The organism is Rothia sp. 110740021-2 (assembly GCF_054263775.1).
This window is the reverse complement of the sequence record NZ_JBSZFE010000001.1, coordinates 1,397,190-1,419,644: the sequence shown is the minus strand read 5'-3', so window position 1 is coordinate 1,419,644 and position 22,455 is coordinate 1,397,190. Positions and strand designations below refer to the sequence as shown.

General features: G+C 59.4%; 16 protein-coding genes. 14 read left to right on the top strand and 2 right to left on the bottom strand.

Annotated features, from left to right (window positions below; genetic code table 11):
* Positions 1-112 precede the first annotated feature (112 nt).
* A complete protein-coding gene (locus ACUXHH_RS05790) occupies positions 113-1,801 on the bottom strand; it encodes a serine/threonine protein kinase (RefSeq protein WP_458391009.1) in 1,689 nt (562 codons plus the stop codon).
* Positions 1,802-2,050: 249 nt separating this feature from the next.
* On the opposite strand from ACUXHH_RS05790, the gene ACUXHH_RS05785 reads away from it, so the two are divergent.
* Positions 2,051-2,419: an Rv2175c family DNA-binding protein gene (locus ACUXHH_RS05785; RefSeq protein WP_279754678.1), complete on the top strand. Its 369-nt coding sequence runs from the start codon at positions 2,051-2,053 to the stop codon at positions 2,417-2,419.
* Between the two features lie 133 nt (positions 2,420-2,552).
* Here the strand turns inward: ACUXHH_RS05785 and ACUXHH_RS05780 are convergent, their stop codons facing one another.
* The gene (locus tag ACUXHH_RS05780) at positions 2,553-3,785 is read right to left on the bottom strand and encodes a polyprenyl synthetase family protein (protein ID WP_458391008.1); all 1,233 of its coding nucleotides are present in this window, start codon (positions 3,783-3,785) and stop codon (positions 2,553-2,555) included.
* A 185-nt stretch (positions 3,786-3,970) separates the two neighbouring features.
* Between ACUXHH_RS05780 and dinB the strand changes: the two genes are divergently transcribed.
* The 13 genes from dinB to murC all read left to right on the top strand — a co-directional run bounded on the left by dinB (position 3,971) and on the right by murC (position 22,446).
* A complete protein-coding gene (gene dinB / locus ACUXHH_RS05775) occupies positions 3,971-5,395 on the top strand; it encodes a DNA polymerase IV (protein WP_458391007.1) in 1,425 nt (474 codons plus the stop codon).
* Between the two features lie 202 nt (positions 5,396-5,597).
* On the top strand, positions 5,598-5,999 hold the full coding sequence (locus ACUXHH_RS05770; RefSeq protein WP_049337555.1) for a DUF3040 domain-containing protein: 402 nt from the start codon (positions 5,598-5,600) through the stop codon (positions 5,997-5,999).
* Positions 6,000-6,501: 502 nt separating this feature from the next.
* Positions 6,502-6,933 carry a division/cell wall cluster transcriptional repressor MraZ gene (gene mraZ, locus ACUXHH_RS05765; protein WP_279740445.1) on the top strand — a complete coding sequence of 144 codons (432 nt, stop codon included), beginning with the start codon at positions 6,502-6,504 and terminating at the stop codon, positions 6,931-6,933.
* A gap of 103 nt (positions 6,934-7,036) precedes the next feature.
* Positions 7,037-8,101, top strand: a complete 1,065-nt coding sequence (gene rsmH / locus ACUXHH_RS05760) for a 16S rRNA (cytosine(1402)-N(4))-methyltransferase RsmH (RefSeq protein WP_314078797.1) — start codon at positions 7,037-7,039, stop codon at positions 8,099-8,101.
* A gap of 20 nt (positions 8,102-8,121) precedes the next feature.
* Positions 8,122-9,099: an amino acid ABC transporter ATPase gene (locus ACUXHH_RS05755; protein WP_458391006.1), complete on the top strand. Its 978-nt coding sequence runs from the start codon at positions 8,122-8,124 to the stop codon at positions 9,097-9,099.
* 61 nt (positions 9,100-9,160) lie between these two features.
* Entirely contained in the window at positions 9,161-11,026 is a 1,866-nt protein-coding gene (locus ACUXHH_RS05750) for a peptidoglycan D,D-transpeptidase FtsI family protein (RefSeq protein ID WP_458391005.1), read from the top strand.
* A 168-nt stretch (positions 11,027-11,194) separates the two neighbouring features.
* A complete protein-coding gene (locus tag ACUXHH_RS05745; protein WP_458391004.1) occupies positions 11,195-12,940 on the top strand; it encodes a Mur ligase family protein in 1,746 nt (581 codons plus the stop codon).
* Positions 12,933-14,558, top strand: a complete 1,626-nt coding sequence (locus tag ACUXHH_RS05740; RefSeq protein WP_458391003.1) for a UDP-N-acetylmuramoyl-tripeptide--D-alanyl-D-alanine ligase — start codon at positions 12,933-12,935, stop codon at positions 14,556-14,558. The genes ACUXHH_RS05745 and ACUXHH_RS05740 overlap by 8 nt, the downstream gene beginning before the upstream one ends.
* 6 nt (positions 14,559-14,564) lie before the next feature.
* Positions 14,565-15,770: a phospho-N-acetylmuramoyl-pentapeptide-transferase gene (mraY, locus tag ACUXHH_RS05735; RefSeq protein WP_458391002.1), complete on the top strand. Its 1,206-nt coding sequence runs from the start codon at positions 14,565-14,567 to the stop codon at positions 15,768-15,770.
* Positions 15,770-17,356, top strand: coding sequence for a UDP-N-acetylmuramoyl-L-alanine--D-glutamate ligase (murD, locus tag ACUXHH_RS05730; protein ID WP_458391001.1), 1,587 nt, complete (start codon positions 15,770-15,772; stop codon positions 17,354-17,356). The genes mraY and murD overlap by 1 nt, the downstream gene beginning before the upstream one ends.
* 149 nt (positions 17,357-17,505) lie before the next feature.
* The gene (locus ACUXHH_RS05725) at positions 17,506-19,662 is read left to right on the top strand and encodes a peptidoglycan glycosyltransferase FtsW (protein WP_371568045.1); all 2,157 of its coding nucleotides are present in this window, start codon (positions 17,506-17,508) and stop codon (positions 19,660-19,662) included.
* Between the two features lie 184 nt (positions 19,663-19,846).
* On the top strand, positions 19,847-20,947 hold the full coding sequence (gene murG / locus ACUXHH_RS05720) for an undecaprenyldiphospho-muramoylpentapeptide beta-N-acetylglucosaminyltransferase (RefSeq protein WP_279740463.1): 1,101 nt from the start codon (positions 19,847-19,849) through the stop codon (positions 20,945-20,947).
* On the top strand, positions 20,947-22,446 hold the full coding sequence (gene murC / locus ACUXHH_RS05715; protein WP_279740464.1) for a UDP-N-acetylmuramate--L-alanine ligase: 1,500 nt from the start codon (positions 20,947-20,949) through the stop codon (positions 22,444-22,446). The genes murG and murC overlap by 1 nt, the downstream gene beginning before the upstream one ends.
* Positions 22,447-22,455 lie beyond the last annotated feature (9 nt).

Below are 22,455 nucleotides of genomic sequence, written 5' to 3'. Positions count from 1 at the left end.
CCCGGGTCTTCACCTGACAAAGATGAAGACCCGGGCATTGTGTTTAACCTACGCTCGGCAGAAGAGTGACGCGGCAGATGCTAGGTACCGCAGATGTTAAGCACAGCAGGCGCTAGAAGGTCAGGAACGCCTCAATATTACGCCACCACGCCGACTGCACCAACGAAGTAGCAAGCCACCAGCCGGTAAAGCTCGCGCCCATACCCATCAGAATCAAGGCCAGAGCCCAACCGCCCACCGCCATACCGGAAGGCGGAGTCCTAAACTGCTTAGCAGGCAGACGAGGATTCTTCTTCGAAGACTGAGCGGAATCATTAGAAATACCCGTAGACTCCTCAGCCTCAGAAGCGCTCCCCGCCCCCTTAACCCTTGAACGGCGCGAACCCGAGGGGCTCAACGAACGTTCCGCCTGAATCGGGGCGTACTCGCCGTTAGCTGAGATAAACTCCTGCTCCGTCTGCGGACCAATACCAACGGACTGAGTCTGCGGGACCTTCGTGTCCGCACGGTGGTCAAGGAAAGAACCCAAACCGAGCTTAGCGGACTTTTGGCCCTTCTCCGGCTCGCTCTCAGAATCCTCGTTATAGGGAGCGGAACTGACCAGAGGCGGAATACCCTGGCAGTTCAGCACCGAGTCCTCAGCGTCAACGTCGGCAAGGTGCACACCCTGACCAGCCTCCGATGTATCGTACACGAGGCTGTCGGGGGAGTAGACATCGTAGACCAGCAGATCGCGGGCATCGCTAAAAGCACTAATCGGGGTGTTACGCACCATCTGTGCAGCGCCACTACGCTCCGCAATATCGGCAACAGCCTCCCAGAGGGGAAGCTCCGGCTCTGGGTACGAGGGGGCACGCCAAGCGCGCTCGGACTCACCCAATGACTCAGAAATCTCCAGCAGAGCAGTGAACAGGTCAGTTGCATCCTCGGGACGGGCATGAGGCTGCTTGCGGGTACACCACGAAACCAGCCCCGCAATATCGCGGTCCGCACCCGGCGCAACATCGGTCAGCGCGGGCATCTCAATGTTGGCGTTATGGTAGAGCACCTGCTGGTCATTCTCCAGACCCACAAAGGGTAGACGACCCGAAAGCATGCGGTACATCATCACGCCGAGCGCAAAAATATCAGCCTGCGCGCCGACCTTCACCTCCGGATCAAGGACCTCCGGTGCAACGTAGGCGGGGGTGCCCATGGGTGCGCCCGCATCCACCTGATCATCACGACGGGAAAGACCAAAGTCCGTGAGCTTCACCTGACCGTTAGCGTCGAGAAGAATATTGCCCGGCTTAATATCGCCGTGCAGGTAGCGGTTCGCATGCACCTCCGAGAGTGCCTCCACCACTGGAATGAGGATATCCAGAGCCTCACCCAGGGACAGAGCCTCACGCACACGCAGCAGCTGGCTCAGTGTACAACCGTGCACGTACTCGAGCACGATATACATGACCATCTGACCCAAAAAATATTCGGTACCCGAAGAGATCACACCCACCGTATGTCCGCCACCACCTACCTGACGCATTGAACGCTCTTCACGGTGGAACTTCTGGCGGTTTGCCGCGTCTTCAGCCAGAGCGGGGGAGAGGACCTTGAGCGCAACCGGGTTATTTGACCACAGGTCCAGCGCATAATAGACCTCGCTCATGCCGCCGCGGCCAATGAGTGAACCCACCTGGTAGTGACCCTCAATAATGGCGCCACTGAGCCACTGCGAAGAACCGATAGCGGTATCCGGGGCCGCGGGACGAGTAGCGGGAGGAACAGAAGTCTTTGAAGATGAGAAAGCTTGGGGGTTCACGGGAGAAGTTTGGCGTGTGCTGGGAGTATTCATACGTTTCCTCATTTTAGCCCGCCCACCTGGATAGAAGCGATGCCAAAGAGAACCGAGCAGGTGAACACTCAGCGAATTCTTAAGAAGCACCGAGGGCTCCGCACCCAACTCAAGAACCGTAGACAACGAACAAAAACGAAAGGTGCGTAGGAGAGCTCCCGTGCCAGATACGGGTCAAAAGTGGTAAATACGTGCCAGCTCTGGCACTCTTAAAAGGTGACTAACGAAAATATTGCTCAGACCTTCGCCCTCGTTGGCGATTGGGTAACTATCCCCGAAATTGCGCAGGCCCTCGACCTGAAGGTGACCCGCGTGCACAACCTGATTTCTGACGGTACGCTTATCGCGCTGCGCGACCCGGAAACCAACGTGCGCAAGGTACCCGCACTGTTCATGAACGGTTCGCGAGTTCTGGAATCCCTCAAGGGCACCCTCGCTGTCCTGAAGGACTCCGGCTTTAGCGATGAAGAAGCCATTACCTGGCTGTACACTAACGACGAGTCCCTGCCCGGCCGTCCCATCGACGCACTGATTGACGGTCGTAAGACTGAAATCCGTCGCCGTGCGCAGGCACTGGCTTGGTAATACTAGCTTGGTAACGCCGGTCCGGTAACATCTGCTTGGTGACACCTGTCCGGAACGATAGCTCAATACGTTGAGGCGGCATACCGGAGTATGCCGCCTCAACTTGTTTAACGTTTATAACTGCATTGAACCCCTACGCCTTACGAAGCAGCGCACGGCCCACAATATCGGTCAGCGCCGCATGCGTCAGCTCGTCCAAGTTCATTGCCTCCAGAGCCTCAAACACAGCCTGAGACTTCTGCTCAATTAGCTGCTCATGCTTGGCGAAAGCACCCGAAGAAACCATTAGCTCACGGATGCGCTCCACCTGCTCATCGCTCAGCTCGGACTCGCCTAAGCTATTATGCAGAAGTGCCGCATCCTTCTCGTCGAGGGCGGCGGAGGTGAGTGCCACCAGCACGGTACGTTTCCCCTCACGCAGGTCATCGCCGGCGGGCTTACCAGTCACCTCGGGCTGACCGAAGACACCCAGCTCGTCATCACGCAGCTGGAAGCCCTCGCCCAGGGGCAGACCGAACGCGCGGTAACCGGTAAGTACCGGGTGCTGCTCGCTCACGGCACCGGTGCTGTTCTCCAGTGCGGTAGCCTGCAGAGCCAAAGCACCACCAATCGTGAAGGGATGCTCGCACGAGTACTTGGCGGACTTGAAACGAATTACGTTCAGGGCACGTTGCAGAGCCGCTTGAGCGTCCTCGGTTTCGAGAACCTCGGAGTAGACGTCCAGGTATTGACCCGCCAGAACCTCGGTGCGCATCCGGTCAAAAATAGTACGTGCAGGGGCGCCATAGATTGCCCCCTCACCCAGGGAAGTAAAAACCTCGGCAGACCAAGCCAGGGTCAGATCGCCAGCAAGAATGCCGCCGGTCAGCCCGTAGTTGAAAGCATCACCGCGCCAACTATTCTGCTCGTGCGACGCTTCGAAACGCTTGTGTACGGAGGGGGCACCGCGGCGGGTATCGGACCGGTCGATAATGTCGTCGTGAATCAGCGCGGAGGTCTGGAACAGCTCCACCGCCATGCCAGCCTTCACAATGGACCAGGATGCGCGGTTCTCGGTTACGGGTGCGCCACCCGCACCGCGCCAGCCCCAGTAGCTCAGCAAGGCACGTAGACGCTTGCCGCCGGTGGAGAGGGACTCAATAGCCTCAAGTAGGGGTAGAGTTTCGGTAGAAATGCCCTCGAGTAGCTTGCGCTGGCTTGCAAAAAACTCAGCCATGAGAGTGTCAAAAGCGTGCAGGTAGGCTCGCTGCTCTTCAGCAATGCGCTCAGCGAGGTGCGCAGAATCCGCCGGGATATTCGGTGCCGCTACGGTGAGGCTCTCGGTCGCCCGGGGAGTGGGTGCTCCGGAAGGAGAAGGGGGAGTCATACTATCCTCGCTGATGGTCGCTGTGTACGGTCCTGATACGGTGCGGTGTGCACTTCTTCTAGCTTAGTGGAGAAAAGTCCAAGAGAATGCATTTACGAACACGTTTACGATAGGATGCCTCTATTTTTCGTAGAAATATGCTATATTTTCGGTAGGTGGGTGTAGAAGCTATGAGAGGAGGCGACATGGGGCAGACGCGAACCGGTAAGAATAGTGGCGCAAGGAACGGTCGCGTCATGATGCACCTGGACATGGATGCCTTCTTCGTCAACGTCGAACTCCTCGAAAACCCCGCTCTGCGCGGTGAACCCATCATCGTGGCGCCCCTGGGCCCCCGCTCGGTCGTCTGTTCCGCCTCCTACGAGGCGCGCGCCCACGGAGTGCGTTCCGGTATGCCGCTCAGTCGCGCTCGAAACCTCAGCCCCAATGCCACCGTCCTGCCGTTACGTGGCGACTACCGGCACTACTCCCGTGCCGTCATGGCAATCCTGAACGATCTGAGCCCCTACGTTGAACAGGTTAGCGTGGATGAAGCCTTTGTGGACCTAACCGGCGCCTATCTGCACGGCCAAGACCCCGTCGCCCTGGCGCAGCATGCTCGCGACCGCATCGCCCAGGAACTTTCCCTACCCTCCTCCGCGGGGGTTGCGCCCAATAAACTACTCGCCAAAATGGCGTCCACCGGTAGCAAGCCGAACGGGCTGTGGGTTATTCCGCCCGAGCGCGTTCAAGAATTTCTTGACCCGAGAAAAGTCTCCGACCTGTGGGGAGTGGGTGCGAAAAGTACCGAGCAGCTCTCCCGATACGGTATTCACACCATCGCCCAGATGAGGGCCATGAGCCTGGACTGGCTCAAAGAACGCTTCGGCACAGCCCAAGGTGAGCACCTCTGGGCTATGGCGCGCGGCATTGATGAACGCCCCGTGACGATCGAACGTGAAGAAAAAAGCATGGGGGGCGAGCATACCTTCGAGGTGGATGCGACCGATGCCCAGGAGGTTAGCGCTGCTATTCGGGAGCTGAGCCTCAAACTGGGCAAGCGCCTGCGCACAGCAGGGAAACTCGCCGGAGGGCTCAGCCTCAAAATCCGCTACAGCACCTTCGAAACGCACACCCGCGCTATTGCCCTGAACGTGCCTGTAGACTCCGGCATGCAGATTGCCTCCCTGGCATTGGAAGCCCTGCATGCAGATGGAATCTTGGTAGGGCAGGCGGCGCCCCGCCCCCTGCGACTCATTGGAGTGCGCGCTGAGAAACTAACCCGTGCAGAAGACGGGGTGCAACAGACTCTCTTCGACTCCATTGAGAACAGGGCAAGCTCACGCTCCATGCAAACTGGCTCCGCAAGAATCCTCTCCGCAAAAACCATCTCCATACAATGGGGCGGTGGGGGAGCCGGTAATAGTCAGCGGAACGGTACTCACACAGGGTCTGGTATTCGCTTGGGGTCTGGCGCTCGCCTCATGAAAAACGGCAGATGGTCCGAGGTGGAGCACGTCATGGACGCCGTTCACCGTAAGTACTCGCAGGAAAGCCTCAAACCCGCCTCCGGAGTTGCCTCACCCCAACGGAAAGCTGAGCAAGAGTCTGAAGAAGGGAAAAGAGGCTGAGGGAAACCACCACGGAAAGGGCGGCACCCTCCGTAGAAGACCTTAAGTTGCTTTTGCCTAAAAAAGAATGCGCCAACCTCATCCGGCGCGGTACGATGGGAAGCATACGACGGGAAGAAGCGCTATCGCGCCAGCTGATACATCGGCTAACCCGGTTGATACCGACGTCATCTTGAGCAGAGACACCTCAAAGGAGAAAACGATGGCACTGTCTGAGCGTGAACAGAAGGTTCTGGACCAGCTTGAAGAACTCATGAGCAATGAGGATCCGCACTTTGCCTCCTCCATGTCTTCAACCGGCAATACTGCGCCGGTTTTTAGTGCTCGCCATTTGGCTCTCGGCATTCTCTTCGTTCTCATCGGTCTGGGTATCATTATTGGCGCGGTCGCATCTAACATGATTTGGTTGGGTGTATTTGGCTTCCTCTTCGCGGCTGGTGGCGTGTACTTTGCAACTACCAGTAAGAAGACCCCGGTTGATTCCTTCCTCGGCGGTAAAGCAGAAGGCGCAGCGCGTGTACGTCAGCGTGAACAGAAGGAGCGGTCCTCCTTCATGAACCGACTGGAGGACCGTTGGGACGAACGCAACAACGGTCAGCTCTAATACTGATTTGTCTCAATAAATTTTTTTGCGGCTAAGTGTCCGTACTCTACTACACTCTCAAGACTTCGTAGGCGGAGGTAAGAATGCTCTTACCTCCGCTTTTTCTATGCCGGAACTAGTGAGAGATGTACGTATGAGGAATTGGGTAGAGGGAGCACACCAAATCCTGAAATCAGCCCCCGTCACTGAATCTGGGTATGGCAAATATGATGAGGGTGGAGCGCTGAGTGCATACGCCCGAACCTGTGTAGAAGCTGTGCACCAGCGTTAAAAATGCAGAAGAGAGCATAAAAACACTAAAAGATACTCTGCCGGGTGGGGTAGGTGGTGCAAAGTGGGGTAAAGTGGAGGAAGAAGCTGAAAGTCAGTCCTATCGCCGTGCCCTCAAACACGCGGTGGATGCGCTGGTTTGGCACACCCTACCACCGGCACCTGCAGGATTGTGGAACAGCCCCGCTCCCGCAGACTTCAGCACAAGGCACACATCGGGGAGGTGAAGTGAATGTTCCTAGGTACCTACTCACCACGAATGGACGCCAAAGGACGCATTATCCTTCCCGCCAAATTCCGTGAGGAACTCTCAGCAGGCCTCGTTCTGACCCGCGGTCAAGAACGATGCCTGTATGTTTTCCCCGCCGCAGAATTTGAACGTATCCACGAACGGATGCGCACCGCACCCCTGCCAGGACGAGCCGCCCGAGACTTCCTACGAGTTTTCCTCTCCGGAGCCTCAGACGAACTGCCCGACAAGCAGGGACGCATCACCATCCCTCCGATACTGCGCCAGTACGCAGGACTGACCGACAACCTCGTCGTCATCGGATCCGGTACCCGCGCAGAAATCTGGGATGCCGCAGTCTGGGAAGAATACCTCGCCCGCACCGAAGCTGAATTCGCCTCCCTCGACGAGGACCCATTCAGCCCGCTACTCTAACCAGCATTCTGCTGGTGTGACGGCTATTGCCCGGCATCTCTCTATCGCACCGCACCATTCTTCCGTAAGCTTTCCCGCAGGACAAATTCTCACAGGAGCACCCATGAGCGTAGAACACGCCCCCGAAACCGGTACGACTGACTCCGGTACTGCCGCCAAGGTCACCGGCGCATCCATTGAGAACCTCTCCCAGCGCGAAGCCAGCGAACGCCACGTACCCGTCATGCTGGACCGCTGCATTAACCTGCTTGCCCCCGGTGTCGAACGTGCTGTTGAGGAACGCGGCACCGCCTACGTTATTGACGGCACGCTCGGCATGGGTGGTCACTCCGAGGCACTGCTTGAACGCTTCGAAAATCTTGTGCTGATCGGTATTGACCGCGACCTGCAGGCACACGCTATCGCCGGTGAGCGTCTGGCACGCTTCGGTGACCGCTTCGTACCTGTTCACGCTGTCTACGACAAGATTGACCGCGCCATGGAAGCCGCTGGCGTGCAGGGCATCGATGGCATCCTGATGGACCTGGGGGTCTCCTCCATGCAACTGGACGAACGCACCCGCGGCTTCGCCTACTCCTACGATGCGCCTCTGGACATGCGCATGAACTCCGAAGACGAGCTCACCGCCCGCATCGTCGTCAATGAATATAGCGAAGACCAGTTGCGTCGCATTATCCGTAACTGGGGTGAAGAGAAGTTCGCATCGCGTATCGCCCGCGCCATTTGCACCGCCCGCGCCAACTCACCGCTGGAAACAACCGGTGAGCTTGTGCGCATTATTCAGAAGGCGGTGCCCGTCGCCGCGCAGCGCACCGGCGGCCACCCCGCCAAGCGTACTTTCCAGGCGTTGCGTATCGAAGTGAACCACGAACTGGAAGCCCTCGAACGAGCCGTACCGGCAGCCCTGGAGGCGCTCAACCTCGGCGGCCGGTTTGTCGCCATGAGCTACCACAGCCTCGAAGACAAAATCGTCAAGAGGGCACTGACCGCAGAGGCAACCTCCAAGGCGCCCAAGGGCTTCCCGGTAGAGCTTGAAGAGCACAAGCCCACCGTCAAAATCATGACCCGCGGCGCCGAACCGCCTACCGACGAGGAAATCAAACAGAACTCTCGCGCCGCCAGCGCCAAGCTGCGCGCCGCCGAGAAGATCCGCATCCCTTCCAAGTAGAAGACAGAAAGCTAAGAAGAGTGAGCACCCAGCACGCATCCCAGCGCCCCACCCGCACCCAGGGCGTCCCGCGGAGTCGACGCGCCGGTTCCTCGCGCCCTGCCGCCGGAACCCCCGGCGCCGTTGGCTCTACCCGCGCATCCTCTGCCGGCGGCTCTACCGGGGTGAGCCGCGCCTCCACCCGAGCACACTCCGGCCGTACCCGTACCGCACGTCTGGAGCCGGTCACCGCCTCCCAGCCGGTGGTCCGCCCTACCAGCACTGCCGCATCTCACGGTGGTAAGCGCACTTCAACCAACGCGAGTCGTGTGCCCTCGAGCGTTCGTGCGGCTGCCCGCACCGAAGAGACTCGAGAAGAGAAGCCTAAGTCGCGTCACCCGCTTTCGACGGTGCGCCGCCGAGCACGCAAGCTCAGCCCACCCACCATGCTCGCTGTTTTTGCGGCAATTCCGCTGACCCTGATTTTTATTCTGCTGCTCAACGTGCTGATTGTGAGCCGCCAGTACGACATGGTGGATTTGCGTGCGCAGGAGCAGCAGCTTGTGCAAGAAAACCAGGCGCTGCAGCAGGAGATTGGCTTCAAGGAAGCCCCGCAGGATTTGGCGATTCGAGCAAGTACCCTGGGTATGTTTGTGAGCTCTTCGCAGGCGACTCTGAACCTGCAGTCCTCCACGATTGAGGGCACGCCCGCCCCTGTGGCAAGCCCGACCGGTGCTGAGGGAAACAAGCAGGAAAACCTGATCGCCCCGCCGGCAGCTGGCTCGAACGAAAGCTACGCCAAGAGCATTGTGGATGCTGACAAGTCTATTCAGCAGCGCCACGCTCAGGCGAGCGCTGCGGCAAAGACATCTGCAAGCGCCTCGGCAAGCCCCGCTCAGCAGGCTAATCCTGCACCTGCGAATAGCGCACCTGCCAGCCCGGCTGCTTCCGCCGCACCGAGCACTGCCCAGCAGTCCAGCCCTGCCGCTAGCCCCGCGGCAAGCCAGCCCGCGCGATAACCCAACTGACCACAGGATGCGTAGCATCACCGATAGACTAGACCAGCGAAAGGACCACCGCATGAGCTCCGACGCGCGTAAGAACGCGAACGAATCGGCATCCGGTCAGCCGGATCTGACCCGCCGTGGCTTCGTCGCAGGCGCCGCAGCCACCTGCGCTCTGGGCGTTATCGGTGCGAACCTGTTTATCCGTCAGGGCTTTGACCCCGGTGCAGTGGCGAATGCGTCCCGTCAGAAGCGTCTGCGCTCGCAGGTGCTGCCTGCTGTGCGTGGCCAGATTCTCGATATCAACGGTAACGTTATGGCGCGTACCGTGCAGCGTTATAACCTGACCGCAGATCAGAGCGCTGTGGCGACCTTCAAGCGTTACAACGAGGATCGCACCCAGAAGATTGAGGTCACCCCCAACCAGCTGGTATACGAAATGGTCGATATTCTCAAGACCGTTGACCCGGGCATTACCGACGAGTTCATCAAGTCCAAGCTGGACGGCACCTCCAAGTACTCGGTGATTAAGGCAAATATCACCCCGGAGATTTTCAATAAGATTGACGCCCTGGGTGCGCCCTTCATCTACGGTGAGGCGTTCTCTCAGCGCCTGTACCCCAACGGTAGTGTGGGTGGCTCCGTGGTCGGCAAGTACAACATTGTTGAAGAGGCTGACGGCAACGGCAAGGGCGGCACGGTGTCCCGTAACTTCTCGGTGGGCATTGAGCGTGTCTTCGAGAAGGAGCTTGCCGGTACCCCCGGTGAGCGTACCTACGAGATTAGTGCTGATGGTGTGCGTATCCCCGTGGCGAAGGAAGAGCAGCGTCTGGCGGTGGACGGCAAGAATATTCGTCTGACCATTAACCGTGATGTGCAGTATTTTGCGCAGCAGGTGGTACGTGCCCGCGCTGAGGAGCTGAAGGCTGAATGGTGTACCGCCATTGTTATGGATGTGCGTGACGGCTCCATTTTGGCTCTCGCTGATTCCTCCACGATGGACCCGGGTGCGGCAACCATTGAGGATGCGGCGGATATGACTCCGCGCGCTATTTCGCAGAACGTGGAGCCCGGTTCGACCGAGAAGATGCTGACTTCTTCGGCGCTGATTGAGCAGGGCCTGACGACTCCGACTAGCGTGTATGATGTGCCCGCGACCCTCACGATTGACGGCCAGACTTTCAAGGATGCGTTTGAGCACGGGGCGCAGCGGCGTACTTTCTCGGGCATTATTCATGACTCGATGAACACCGGTACGGTGCTGGTCGGTCAGAAGCTCAGCAAGGAAGAGCGCTACAACTGGTTGAAGAAGTACGGTGTTGGTGAGTTTACCGGCATTGAGTTGACCGGTGAGGAGCAGGGCCTGATTGCTGATTGGCGTGATTGGGACGGCCGTCAGCAGTACACGGTGCTGTTCGGTCAGGGTGTTGCGCAGACTCCTCTGCAGACCGCCATGATTTTCCAGGCGCTGGGCAATAAGGGTGTTCGTCTGAAGCCGCGCATTGTGGACGCGATCATTGACGCGGACGGTACCGAACATAAGCGTGCCGTGGAGCCTGGCGAACGCATGGTGAGTGAGCAGACTGCCGCCTCCTGCCTGACTCTCATGGAGAATGTGGTGGAGCAGGGCCATGCCCGTCCGGCGAAGGTGACTGGCTACCGCGTGGGCGGTAAGACCGGTACTGCGGAAACTCCGAGTGAGAAGGGCGGCTATGACGGCAACACGACGTCCTTTGTTGGTGTGGCGCCGATTGAGAACCCGCAGTTCTTGGTGGCGGTGACCATGCAGCGTCCTGAGGGTAGCGTGGGTACGAACGGTACGACGGCTGAGTTCTCCAAGATTATGGAGAAGACTCTGCACACCTATAATGTGCCGCGTTCTACCGGTGAACCGGAGTTGATTCCGCTTTTTGCTGAGGATAGCCCCAATAAGACGAGCTAAAGGTGAGCGGGGGAGAGGCGCCCGGTAGCTGATTCGTGATGAAGAAGCGCCGGTACTGAACACCTGTCGAAGCCTAAAGACCGTAGAATATTGAATGACCCTGTGTGCCTTGAGCGCATTGACCATACAGAGCTCACCGCTTCGGACAGCGGAGAGGAAAGAAGGACGATGGATACCGCATCTCACGCACCCGGCCAGAACCTGCTGGGCGGCGACGCTCAGACTCTGCGCCCGAATTCTGTGCGCCCGGTGAGTTTGGCGCACCTTCGCGAACATCTGCAGGGCTTGGGTGCTCAGGTGAGTTCCCAGCCGGCTAGCGGCGTTCAGGGTTCTGAATCCGGTGATTCTGTTGAGGTCACCGGTATCAGCATGGACTCCCGAGGCGTTCGCCCGCAGGACCTGTACGTGGCTCTGCCCGGTGCGAAGGTGCACGGTGCGCAGTTTGCTGAGGCTGCGTTGAAGCTTGGTGCTTCCGCTATTTTGACGGATGCTGCCGGTGCGCAGCTGCTGGGTGAGGCGCCGGTGCCTGTCCTGGTGACTGAGAACCTGCGCGAGTACGTTGGTCCGTTGGCTGCGCTGATTTATGGTTCGGCTTCGTTCCCCGCTACTCACCGTTACGCGGTGACCGGTACGAACGGTAAGACCACCTCCACCTACATGTTGGAGTCGGTGTTCCGCACCGGCCTGGGTGTGAAGACGGGTCTGATTGGCACTATTCAGATTCTGATTGATGGTGTGTCGGTTCCTTCGAAGATGACCACCCCGGAGTCTCCTCACGTGCATTCTCTGCTGACGATTATGGGTCAGCATCAGGTGCGTTGCGCGGCGATGGAGGTGTCTTCGCACGCGATTGATTACCACCGTGTGGACGGCGTGAAGTACGCGGTTGCTGGCTTTACGAACCTGACTCAGGATCACCTGGATCTGCACGGCACCATGGAGCACTACTTCGACTCGAAGGCTCAGCTGTTCACCCCCGAGCGCGCCGAGCTGGCTGTGATTACTGCTGATGACGAGTGGGGCGAGAAGATGTTCTCCACCGCTTGCGAGCAGATGGGTGCGCAACAGGTGCACCGCCTGGTGACTGCGCGCGGTGCCGGTCTGGCTGAGGTGCCCGCAGAGTTTGGCGCCCGCGACTGGGCTGTGGTGAAGGTTCAGCGTGAGGGCCTGGGCCATCGCTTCCACGTGGCTAATGGCGCCGGTGAGAGCGTTGAATGCTACACCGGTCTGCCCGCTGACTTTAACGTTTCGAATGCTGCGCTGGCGGCGCTCATGGCGTACCTGGACACTGACTCCGCTGAGCGTGAGCGCCTGTTGCCCGAGCTGGCATCCGGTTCGGCTCTGACTCCGGTGGTTCCGGGCCGTATGCAGCTAATTTCTTTGGCTCCGCACGCGATTGTGGACTTTGCACACAACCCGGACGGTCTGACCCGTGCCCTGGAGGCGATGGACCGCCCCGGCGACGGCAAGGTCATGATTGTTTTCGGCGCGACCGGTGAGCGTGACCAGCTCAAGCGCCCGATTATGGGCGCGATTGCGGCACAGTACGCAGATATTGTGGTTGTGACTGATGACGACCCGCACGGTGAGGCGCCCGAGCCGATTCGTGCCGCCGTTGAGGAGGGCGCGCAGAAGGCTGAGAACCGCCGAGCCACCCAGATCCTGAATATTTCTCCGCGTGCCGCCGCTATTGACGCGGCAATTGCCCTGGCGGGCGAGCACGACGCCATCCTGATTGCTGGCCGCGGCCACGAAACCGAACAGGATGTTGACGGCGTGGATATTGCCCTGGACGACCGTGTTGAAACCGCCCGTGCCCTGCGTGCGCACGGTTTCGAGATTCTGCCTGACTACCAGCGCATGCTCGATGAAAGTGACTCTAAGACCGCTGAAGGTATGGTGAAGAATGATTAAGCTCAGCGCCGCCCAGATTATTGAGGCAACCGGCGGCACCGCTATCGGCCTGGAGGGCCGTGAGGAGCAGGTGTACGCAGACTTCGCCACCACCGACTCCCGTGAGGTGCAGACCGGTACCTTGTTCGTGGCGAAGCCCGGCGCGGTCACTGACGGCCACAGGTTCATCCCCATGGCGTTTGAGAGGGGTGCGACCCTGGCGCTGGTCGAGCGTGAAGTACTCGACGAGCAGGGCGTGCCCTACCCGAGCATCCAGGTGCCCGATGTGGTGCTGGCGATGGGCGATTTGGCGCGCTACTCCATTGAGCAGATGCGCGCTCAGGGCGAGCTGACCGTTATCGGTATTACCGGTTCTGCCGGTAAGACCACCACCAAGGACCTTCTTGCCGCCATTTTCACCCCGGAGGGCCCGACCGTTGCCCCGGTCGGCTCCTACAACAGTGAGGTAGGCGTGCCCCTGACCGTTTTCCGTGCGGATGAGTCCACCCGCTACCTGGTCATTGAGATGGGTGCGGACCATGTGGGCAACATCGAGTACCTGGCGAATATTGCGCACCCGGACCACGGCGCGATCCTGAAGGTTGGTACCGCGCACGCTGGCGAGTTCGGCGGCGTGGACAACATCGAGCGCACCAAGGGCGAGCTGGCTGAGGGTGTTCAGCCGACCGGCTCCCTGGCTCTGAACGCTGACGATGAGCGCGTGCTGCGCATGGCGTCGCGTTCGGTTGCTCCTGTGACCTACTTCGGCGTGGGTGAGAAGACCGACGCGAACGGCCAGCCCTACGAACGTTACGTGGCGGCGCTGAACCTGCGCACCACCGACGCCGGCTGCCCCGAGTTCACTCTGCGCCTGCCTGACGGTAGCGAGTACGAGATTTCCTCGCAGCTGATTGGTGAGCACCATGTGCACAACCTGCTGGCTGCGGCAACGGTTGCCTACAACAGCGGTATTTCCGGTGAGAAGATTGCTCGCGCGCTCAATAAGGCTGCAGCGGCTTCGAAGTGGCGCATGGCGCGCACCGACCGCGCCGACGGCGTGACCGTCATTAACGACGCCTACAATGCGAACCCCGAGTCGATGGCGGCGGCACTGCGCACCCTGGCGCAGCTGGGCCGCACCGTTGACCCGGCAACCGGTCAGCCGCACCGCACCTGGGCTGTTCTGGGTGCCATGCTAGAGCTCGGCGACGCCTCCCTGGAGGAGCACGACCGCATCGGCCGCCTCGTGGTGCGCATGAACATTTCCAAGCTGATTGCTGTGGGCGACGAGACGAAGCCCACCTACAATGCGGCTCACCTGGAAGGCTCCTGGGGTAACGAGGCAACCTGGGTGCAGACCCCGGAAGAGGCAGAGCAGATTCTGCGCGCCGAGGTTCGCCCCGGTGACATTGTGCTCTTCAAGTCCTCGAACGGTGCGAAGCTGGGCATTCTGGGTGACCAGGTTGCTTTCGCCGAGTACACCTTCGGCGCTGAGGAAGAGCAGGCGCCGACCTGGCTTTCTGCCGGTGACTTCGTTGAGACCACCGACTTGAGCGACCACCTTGCCGCTCACCTGGACAGCGCAGCTAACGCCGACCATGACCGTACTTCGACCGAACAGACCACGAACGAAGGGTAGCGCTTTATGATTACCGTGCTGATTGCTGGAATCTTCGGATTCCTCATCTCCCTCACCGCGCTGCCGGTGTTCATCAAGAAGATGAAGTCCCTGAAGCTTGGCCAGCTCATCCGTGAGGAAGGCCCGGCAGCCCACCAGCACAAGGCGGGCACCCCCACCATGGCGGGTCTGATTTTCATCCCCGCGGCGATTCTCGCCTACTTCTTGACCCTGGCTGTGAGTGCCCTGTTCTTCGGTACCGCACCGATGCCGACCGCTACCGCGTGGCTGACCATCGCCTTCACCCTGGGCATGCTCGGCGTGGGCGCGGCGGACGACATCATGAAGTTCCGCAATAAGGGCAACGAAGGTCTGACCGAGAAGCAGAAGACCATCGGCCTGCTGGGTGTGACCCTGCCCTTTGCGTACCTGGCGTTCCAGTTCCCGAACGAGTCGGGTGCTCGTCCGGCGTCGACCGCTATCTCGTTCGTGCGTGACCTGCCCATCGACCTGTTCGCGGCGGGTGCGGTCTTCGGCTCCATCCTGCTGGTTGCCTGGATTACCCTCATCTCCCTGTCCGGTACGAACGCGGTGAACTTCACCGATGGTTTGGACGGCCTGGCTGGCGGCATCATGATGACCATCTTCTCCGGCTACCTGACCATCAGCATCTGGCAGTACGTGCACGCCTGCTCCGCCGGTGCTGGCACCGCCTGCTACGATGTGCGCGACCCCGGTTCGCTGGCGCTGATTGCCGCATCCCTGGTGGGTTCGCTGGCTGGCTTCCTCTGGTGGAACGTGTCGAAGGCACAGATCTTCATGGGCGACTCCGGCTCCCTGGCGCTCGGCGGCGCAATGGTTGCTTTCGCACTGTTCACCCGCACCGAGCTACTCCTGCTGGTCATCGCCCTGATCCCCGTGCTGGAAGTGTTCTCTGTGATCGTGCAGAAGTTCGTGTTCAAGACCAGCCGTAAGCGTTCGGTGGCAGCGGGGGAGAAGCCCCTGCACGCGCACCGTTACTTCCGTATGACCCCCTTCCACCACCACATGGAGAAGGTTGGCGTCAACGGCAAGTTCTCAATTGATAAGAAGGTCATTGTCCCCGGTACCGTCAGCAGCGGCGAGGTGAACTCCGTGTTCCGCCTCTGGGTTATTAACGCCCTCTGCGTGCTCGTTGCCCTGGCGCTGTTCTTCGGTGACTGGTTCTCGCAGACTTCTGGAGTGATTCACTAATGTCAACTAATGAACAGCCGGATGCCGCTCGCATTGAAGCGAACGCTGCCGCTATTGCGGTGAACCCGGTATACGAATCGGAGCGCCTCTCCGAGCTGACCCATTGGGGTGCCCCCTGGGCTAACCTGCGCGTGGTCGTGGTGGGCATGGGTACCAGCGGCGACGCTGTGACCGACGTGCTTGCCCAGCTGGGCGCGAAGATCGTAGTCATCGACGGGGCTGACACCCCGGAGAAGCGTGAGCGCATCGACCTGTACGCTAACGCCTACGGCAATGTTGAGGGTCTGTTCGGTCCCGAGCACATGCGTGCCCTGCCCCTGGTGGACGGTCAGGAACCCGAGCTTGTGGTGACCTCCCCGGGCGTGCGCCCCGACCACCCGGTCATGCTGGACGCGTACGAGCGTCGCATCCAGATTTGGGGCGATGTGGAGCTGGCGTGGCGCCTGAACGAGCGCAGCGACCGCCCGACCCCCAAGTGGCTGTGCCTGACCGGCACGAACGGTAAGACCACCACCGTGGGCATGGTCGATTCCATCCTGAAGGCTGCCGGTAAGAAGGCTATTCAGGTGGGTAACGTGGGTATGCCCATTGTGTACGCCATTGCCGACGATGAGCCCTACAAGTTCTTCGCAGTGGAGCTGTCGAGCTTCCAGCTGCACTGGACCTACTCGCTGTCCCCGTATGCTTCGGTGGTTCTGAACATCGCTGAGGACCACGTGGACTGGCACGGTTCGTTCGAGCGTTACAAGGCTGATAAGGCACGCGTGTACGAGCACACTCAGGTTGCTTGTATTTTCAACACCGATCACGTGGAAACCTTGCGCATGGTTGAGAATGCGGATGTTATTGAGGGTGCCCGCGCGATTGGATTCAGTTCTACTGAGATGCCCGCCGTATCGATGCTGGGACTGGCTGAGGATATCATGGTGGACCGCGCCTTCTTGAAGAACCGTTATAACGAGGCGTATGAGCTGGCGGTTCTGGAGGATTTGGCTCCGGCACCGGGTAAGATGCCGGCGAAGCACACCGTGGAGAACGCTCTGGCGGCTGCGGCGCTGTGCCGTGCGGCTGATATTGACCCGAAGGCTGTTGGTGCGGGCCTGCGTTCCTTCAAAACTGGTGCGCACCGTAACCAGCTGGTGGGCTACGCGAACGACATCATGTGGGTGAATGATTCGAAGGCTACGAACCCTCACGCTGCAAATGCGTCGATGAGCGGCTACCCGTCTCTGGTGTGGATTGCTGGTGGTCTGTCGAAGGGCGTTGAGTACGATGAGCTGATTGCTGCCCACGCTCAGCGCCTGAAGGCTGTGCTGATTATCGGTACTGACACTGCGGCGTTGAAGTCTGCGTTGGCGACTCATGCCCCGCAGGTTCCGACCTACAATATGACTGCCGCTGTGGCTGATTCTTCGGACGGAGTTACCGTGATGAATGCGGCCGTTGCGAAGGCTGCTGAGCTGGCGCATCCGGGGGATACTGTGCTGATGGCTCCCGCGTCTGCATCGATGGACCAGTTCAAGAATTATGCGGTGCGCGGTGAGGCGTTTGCGAATGCTGTTGCCGCTCAGCTGGCAGACTCTTAGGACGTTGCCTGTAGGGGGTGTCTCGGGTGACCGGGGTGCTTTCTGCGGGTTCTTCTCGGGGGTGGGATGGTCATGGTGTCCCGCCCCTGAACCTTTTTCGTGTATTCGCCACGACGGATCCGTGGCAGTTGAGGCCTATAGGAGGGCATGTGAGTACCAGCGCATCTTCGGCGCGTTCGGCTTCTTCGACGCGTTCGACAGCGAGTGGTCGTTGGGCGTCTTTGCGAGCCGGTTTGGAGGATTTCTCTGCGCCGTTCCGTGCTCGTGCCGATAGGCTGTATCGTCGTGGTTTGAAGGCTGACCTGTGGGATGTACCGGTGATGCTACTGGTGACCACCCTGGGTCTGGCTATTTTTGGCTGCATTATGGTGCTGTCGGCGTCGAGCGTCACCATGATTTCGCAGGGGCAGTCGCCGTTTTCACAGGTTTCCTCGCAGATCATGTTCTTGGTTCTTGGTGTGATCGCGATGGTGGGTATTACGCGTATCCCTGTTGGGTATTACCACAAGAAATTTGTGGTGAACGCGATGCTGATTTCCGCGTTGGTCATGCAGCTTGCTGTGGTGGTTGTTGGGGTTGAGGTGAACGGTAACCGTAACTGGCTGAAAATCCCCGGCGTTGTGCAGATTCAGCCATCGGAATTTTCGAAGCTGGCGATTATTATGTGGCTGGCATGGGTGTACAGCCGTCACGGCGATATTTCTCACAGCATTTGGCGTACTCTATTCCCCTCGATTTATGGTGTGGGCGCCCTGGTGCTGCTGATTATGCTCGGTGGCGATATGGGTACCGCCATGGTGTATGGCTTCATCTTTGTGGGCATGATGTGGCTGGCGGGTGCTTCTCGTAGCTCGTTGCTGAAGATTGGCGGCGCGTTTGCGATGCTGGCGCTGTTGGGTGTTTTCAGTAGCGCGAACCGTGTGGCTCGTATCTTCGGTATCTGGGGTTCGTGTACGAACGCTAACTGCGATCAGGCGAATTCTGGTGAGGTGGCGCTGGCAACCGGTGGTTTCCTCGGTGTTGGTCTGGGCCAGTCGCGTCAGAAGTATAACTACCTGGCTGAGGCGCATAATGACTATATTTTTGCCATTATTGGTGAGGAGCTGGGTCTGCTGGGCACTTTGGCAGTTCTGCTGCTGTATGTAGGTCTGGTGTACTGCGCAGTGCGTATTATGCTGCGCACTACTGACCCCCTGGTGCGTTTGGCTACGGGCGGCATCATGATTTGGTTGAGCTCTCAGGCGATTATCAATATGGCCATGGTGTCCCGTATTTTACCGGTGATTGGTGTGCCTCTGCCGTTTGTCTCCTATGGTGGTTCGTCGCTGTTGTCCTCGTTGTTTGCGGCGGGTTTGTTGTTGGCGTTTGCGTGGCAGACTCCGATGCGTGGCGCAGCGGCACCGTCGAATATTGAAACCCAGAGTGCGCGTGAGGTTCGTCGTGCGAATGCTGACTGGAAGCGTCGTACGCCGTTGCAGATTGTGCTGAATCAGGAGGAGGCAGCTCGTGCGGCTGCCGGTGGCCACCTACTGAAGGAACATAACCCGTTTGCGCTGATGTTTGGTCCGGAGAGTACGTTGCGCCGCTGGTTGGGTTTTGCGCCGGATCAGCAGCGTGAGTTGGCACGTATGGCTCGTGAGCAGGAGAAGAAGCGTATCCGTCAGGAGAAGGCTCGTATACACGAGGAGGAGGTTCGTCGTCGTCAGGAGGCGGCGCAGGCTCGTGAGGAAGCTACCCCTGTGAAGGCGGAGCAGAAGGCCGAGGCCCAGAAGCAGAAGGTCTCTCAGAAGCCTGCACCGACGAACCCAGCTCCGAAGAAGGCATCCGCTCAGCCTCGTACCGGTCAGCAGGCTCGTGTTGCGAGTGGGCTGCCCACGCAGGGTCGTCCCGCTCAGGCTCGCCTTGCTCAGAAGGCGACCGCTGCGAAGCCTGCAGACCAGATGCCCTCGGCTCCGAAGCAAGCTGCACCGAAGCAGGCTGTACAGCAGCGCTCCGCTCAGCCTCGTACCGCTCAGCAGCCTGTTGCTCAGAAGCGAGTGCAGCAGCCTCGTGGTGCTCAGCTCCGTAGCGCGCAGCACCGTCCGTCGGGTTTGCTGCCTGCGGGTCTGCAGCCGTTGCATCCTGAGGATCGTCAGCGTCGTGCCCAGCGACAGGGCAACCCTCGACAGGGTGCTCCGCGTCAGGCAACGCCGCGACAGGGCGCCCAGGCAAAGGGTGTTCCGAAGGATGACGCTCAGCAGGTGCAGCGTCCGGCTCAGGGCGCGGCTCGGAACTCGGCTCAGCGCGGCACCCGCAGGCAGAGTTAGCCTCTGCAGGGGTGAAAGGCTCGCGGCCGGAGCATGCTGTTCGGGCTACTATTTGAGCCTCCACTTGCACTGAATAAGAGATAAAGCCCTCGCCGTTGAGTCATAGCTCGACGGCGGGGGCGCTCTATTGAACAGATGCGATAGCGTAAAATAATCCTGTATCGATGTGTTGGGAGAAAGATCTATGACGAAGAAGACGCGCTCTATAGTCTTCGCCGGTGGTGGCACCGCCGGTCATATTAATCCGATGCTCGCGATTGCGCGTGCGGTTCGTGATCTTGAGCCGAACGCTAAGATTCTGATGCTGGGCACTGCGGACAAGATGGAAGCCGAGCTGGTTCCGGCAGCTGGTTTCGATATTGAGTTTATTCCCCGTGCGGCGTTCCCCCGTAGCATCAACCGTGCAGCTTTTGCTTTCCCCGCTAAGTTCTTGGGTGGCCTGTCGAAGACCCGCCGCATCCTCAAGGATGTAGATGCGGATGTGGTCGTTGGCGTGGGTGGCTACGTGTGCCCGCCAGCGTATTTGTCGGCGTTGAGCACTAAGATTCCCGTGGTGATTCACGAGGCGAACGCGAAGCCCGGTTTGGCGAACCGCCTGGGTGGCACGTTCGCTAAGTTCACCGGTGTTGCATTCCCTAACACTCCTTTCCCGCGCGCAACCCTGGTAGGTATGCCGATGAAGGATGAGATTGCCTACCTGAACCGTGAGGCGCACCGTTCGAAGGCTCGCCGTAACCTGGGTCTGGACCCGCAGAAGCCTACCGTGATTGTCACCGGTGGTTCGCTGGGTGCGCAGAGCCTGAACAATGCGGTGGCGGCGTGCCGTGACCACTTTGCGGAGTGGGACTTCCAGATTCTGCATATTACCGGTAAGGGTAAGACTGTTCTGGATGAGAATGGTGAGCCGTTGAGTGAGCCGAATTACCGTCAGATTGAGTTCAGCAACGGCATGCAGGATGTGTACGCTGCCGCTGATCTTCTGCTGGTGCGTTCGGGCGCGGCGACTGTCAGTGAGGTTGCTGCAGTGGGTGTTCCCGCGATTTTTGTGCCGCTTCCCATTGGTAATGGTGAGCAGGCTCTGAATGCTCGTTCTCTGGTGGAGGCGTCTGCGGCTCTGCTGGTGAAGGATGCAGAGGTCACCGGTGAGTGGTTTGCCCGTGAGATTCCGGCTCTTATGGCGAATCCGGAGGAGTTGGAGCGCATGGGCGCTGCGGCGTATGAACTTGGTATCCGTGACGCGGCACGCGTTATGGCTGAAGCAGTATTGAAAGCAGCTGAGAAGTAATGACTGAATTGATGAATCTTGAGATGGTGCTGCCGGCACCGCTGAACCCGCCGTTCCCTGAGCGTGCGAAGATGAGCGAGTTGGGTCGTGTGCACTTCATCGGCATTGGTGGTGCGGGTATGAGCGCTATTGCCGTTTTGATGCTGCAGGCTGGTGTGACGGTGAGCGGATCTGACCGCGCCGAGTCGGCTACTGTTGAGTCTTTGCGCGCTGCGGGTGCTCGTGTGGCTGTTCCTCAGCAGGCTGAGAACATTGTGGATGTTGATACCGTGGTGATTTCTACTGCGATTCGTGAGGATAACCCGGAACTTGCTGCCGCTCGTGCGCAAGGTCTGCGTGTGCTGCATCGTTCTGAGGCGCTCGCCGCTGTGATGGGTGAGTCTCAGGTGGTTGCTGTTGCCGGTACTCACGGTAAGAGCACGACCAGCTCCATGATTTCTGTGATGTTTGATCAGCTGGGTGCACAGCCGTCCTTCGCGGTGGGTACTGTGATTACTGGTCGCGGCACGAACGCCCATCTAGGTACTCAGGGCCCCGAGTCGATTTTTGTGGCTGAGGCTGATGAATCGGACGGCTCGTTTGTGCGTTACCGCCCGGCTATTGCTGTGGTGACGAATGTTGAGCCGGACCATCTGGATTTCTATAAGACGGACGAGCGTGTCTTTGAGGCGTTCAACCGTTTTGTGGGTTCGCTGGCACCTAACGGTGTTGTGGTGACCTGCGCCGATGATGAGGGTGCGACGGCTTTGGCGGTTCATTCTCGTGCGGCGGGTGTTTCCGTTGTGACCTACGGTGAGTCTGAGGATGCTGACTTGCGCATTAGCGAGATTACCAGCGCGGGTTCTTCCTCTTCTTCGCACCTTTCCTGGTCTTTTGAGTGCCGCGGTGTGCGTTATGAAGGCCAGCAGAATCTTGCGCTGAAGGTGCCCGGTATTCATAACCAGCTGAACGCTTCGGCTGCTTTTGCTTCGGCGTTGATTTCTGGTTACGAGGCTGTTGATATTGCTCGTGCGCTGGCTGAGTTTGTGGGTGCTGACCGCCGCTTTACCCTGCGCGGTGAGGTTGCTGGTGTGAAGGTCTTTGATGATTACGCGCACCACCCGACTGAGGTTTTCCGTGCCCTGGAGACCGGTCGTACCGTGGCTGATGGTCATAGCCTGTACGTGATTTTCCAGCCGCACCTGTTCTCTCGTACTCGTGAGTTCGCGAAGGAGTTCGCGGAGGCCCTGTCGGTGGCTGACCGCGCTCATGTGCTGGATATTTACCCTGCTCGCGAGTTGCCGATTGAGGGGGTAACCAGTGAATTGATTACCGGTGCTGGTTTCTCTGAGGTTCGTTACGCTACCGCTGAGGGCGCTATTGAGGATATTGTGACCTGCGCTCAGGACGGCGATATTGTGATGACTGTGGGCGCTGGTGACGTGACCGCTTTGGGTGCGCGTCTGCTGGAGTCCTTGGGGATCCGTCACGGTGGCGAGTCGAAGAAGTCGGAGGCTTAGGCTGTGCCG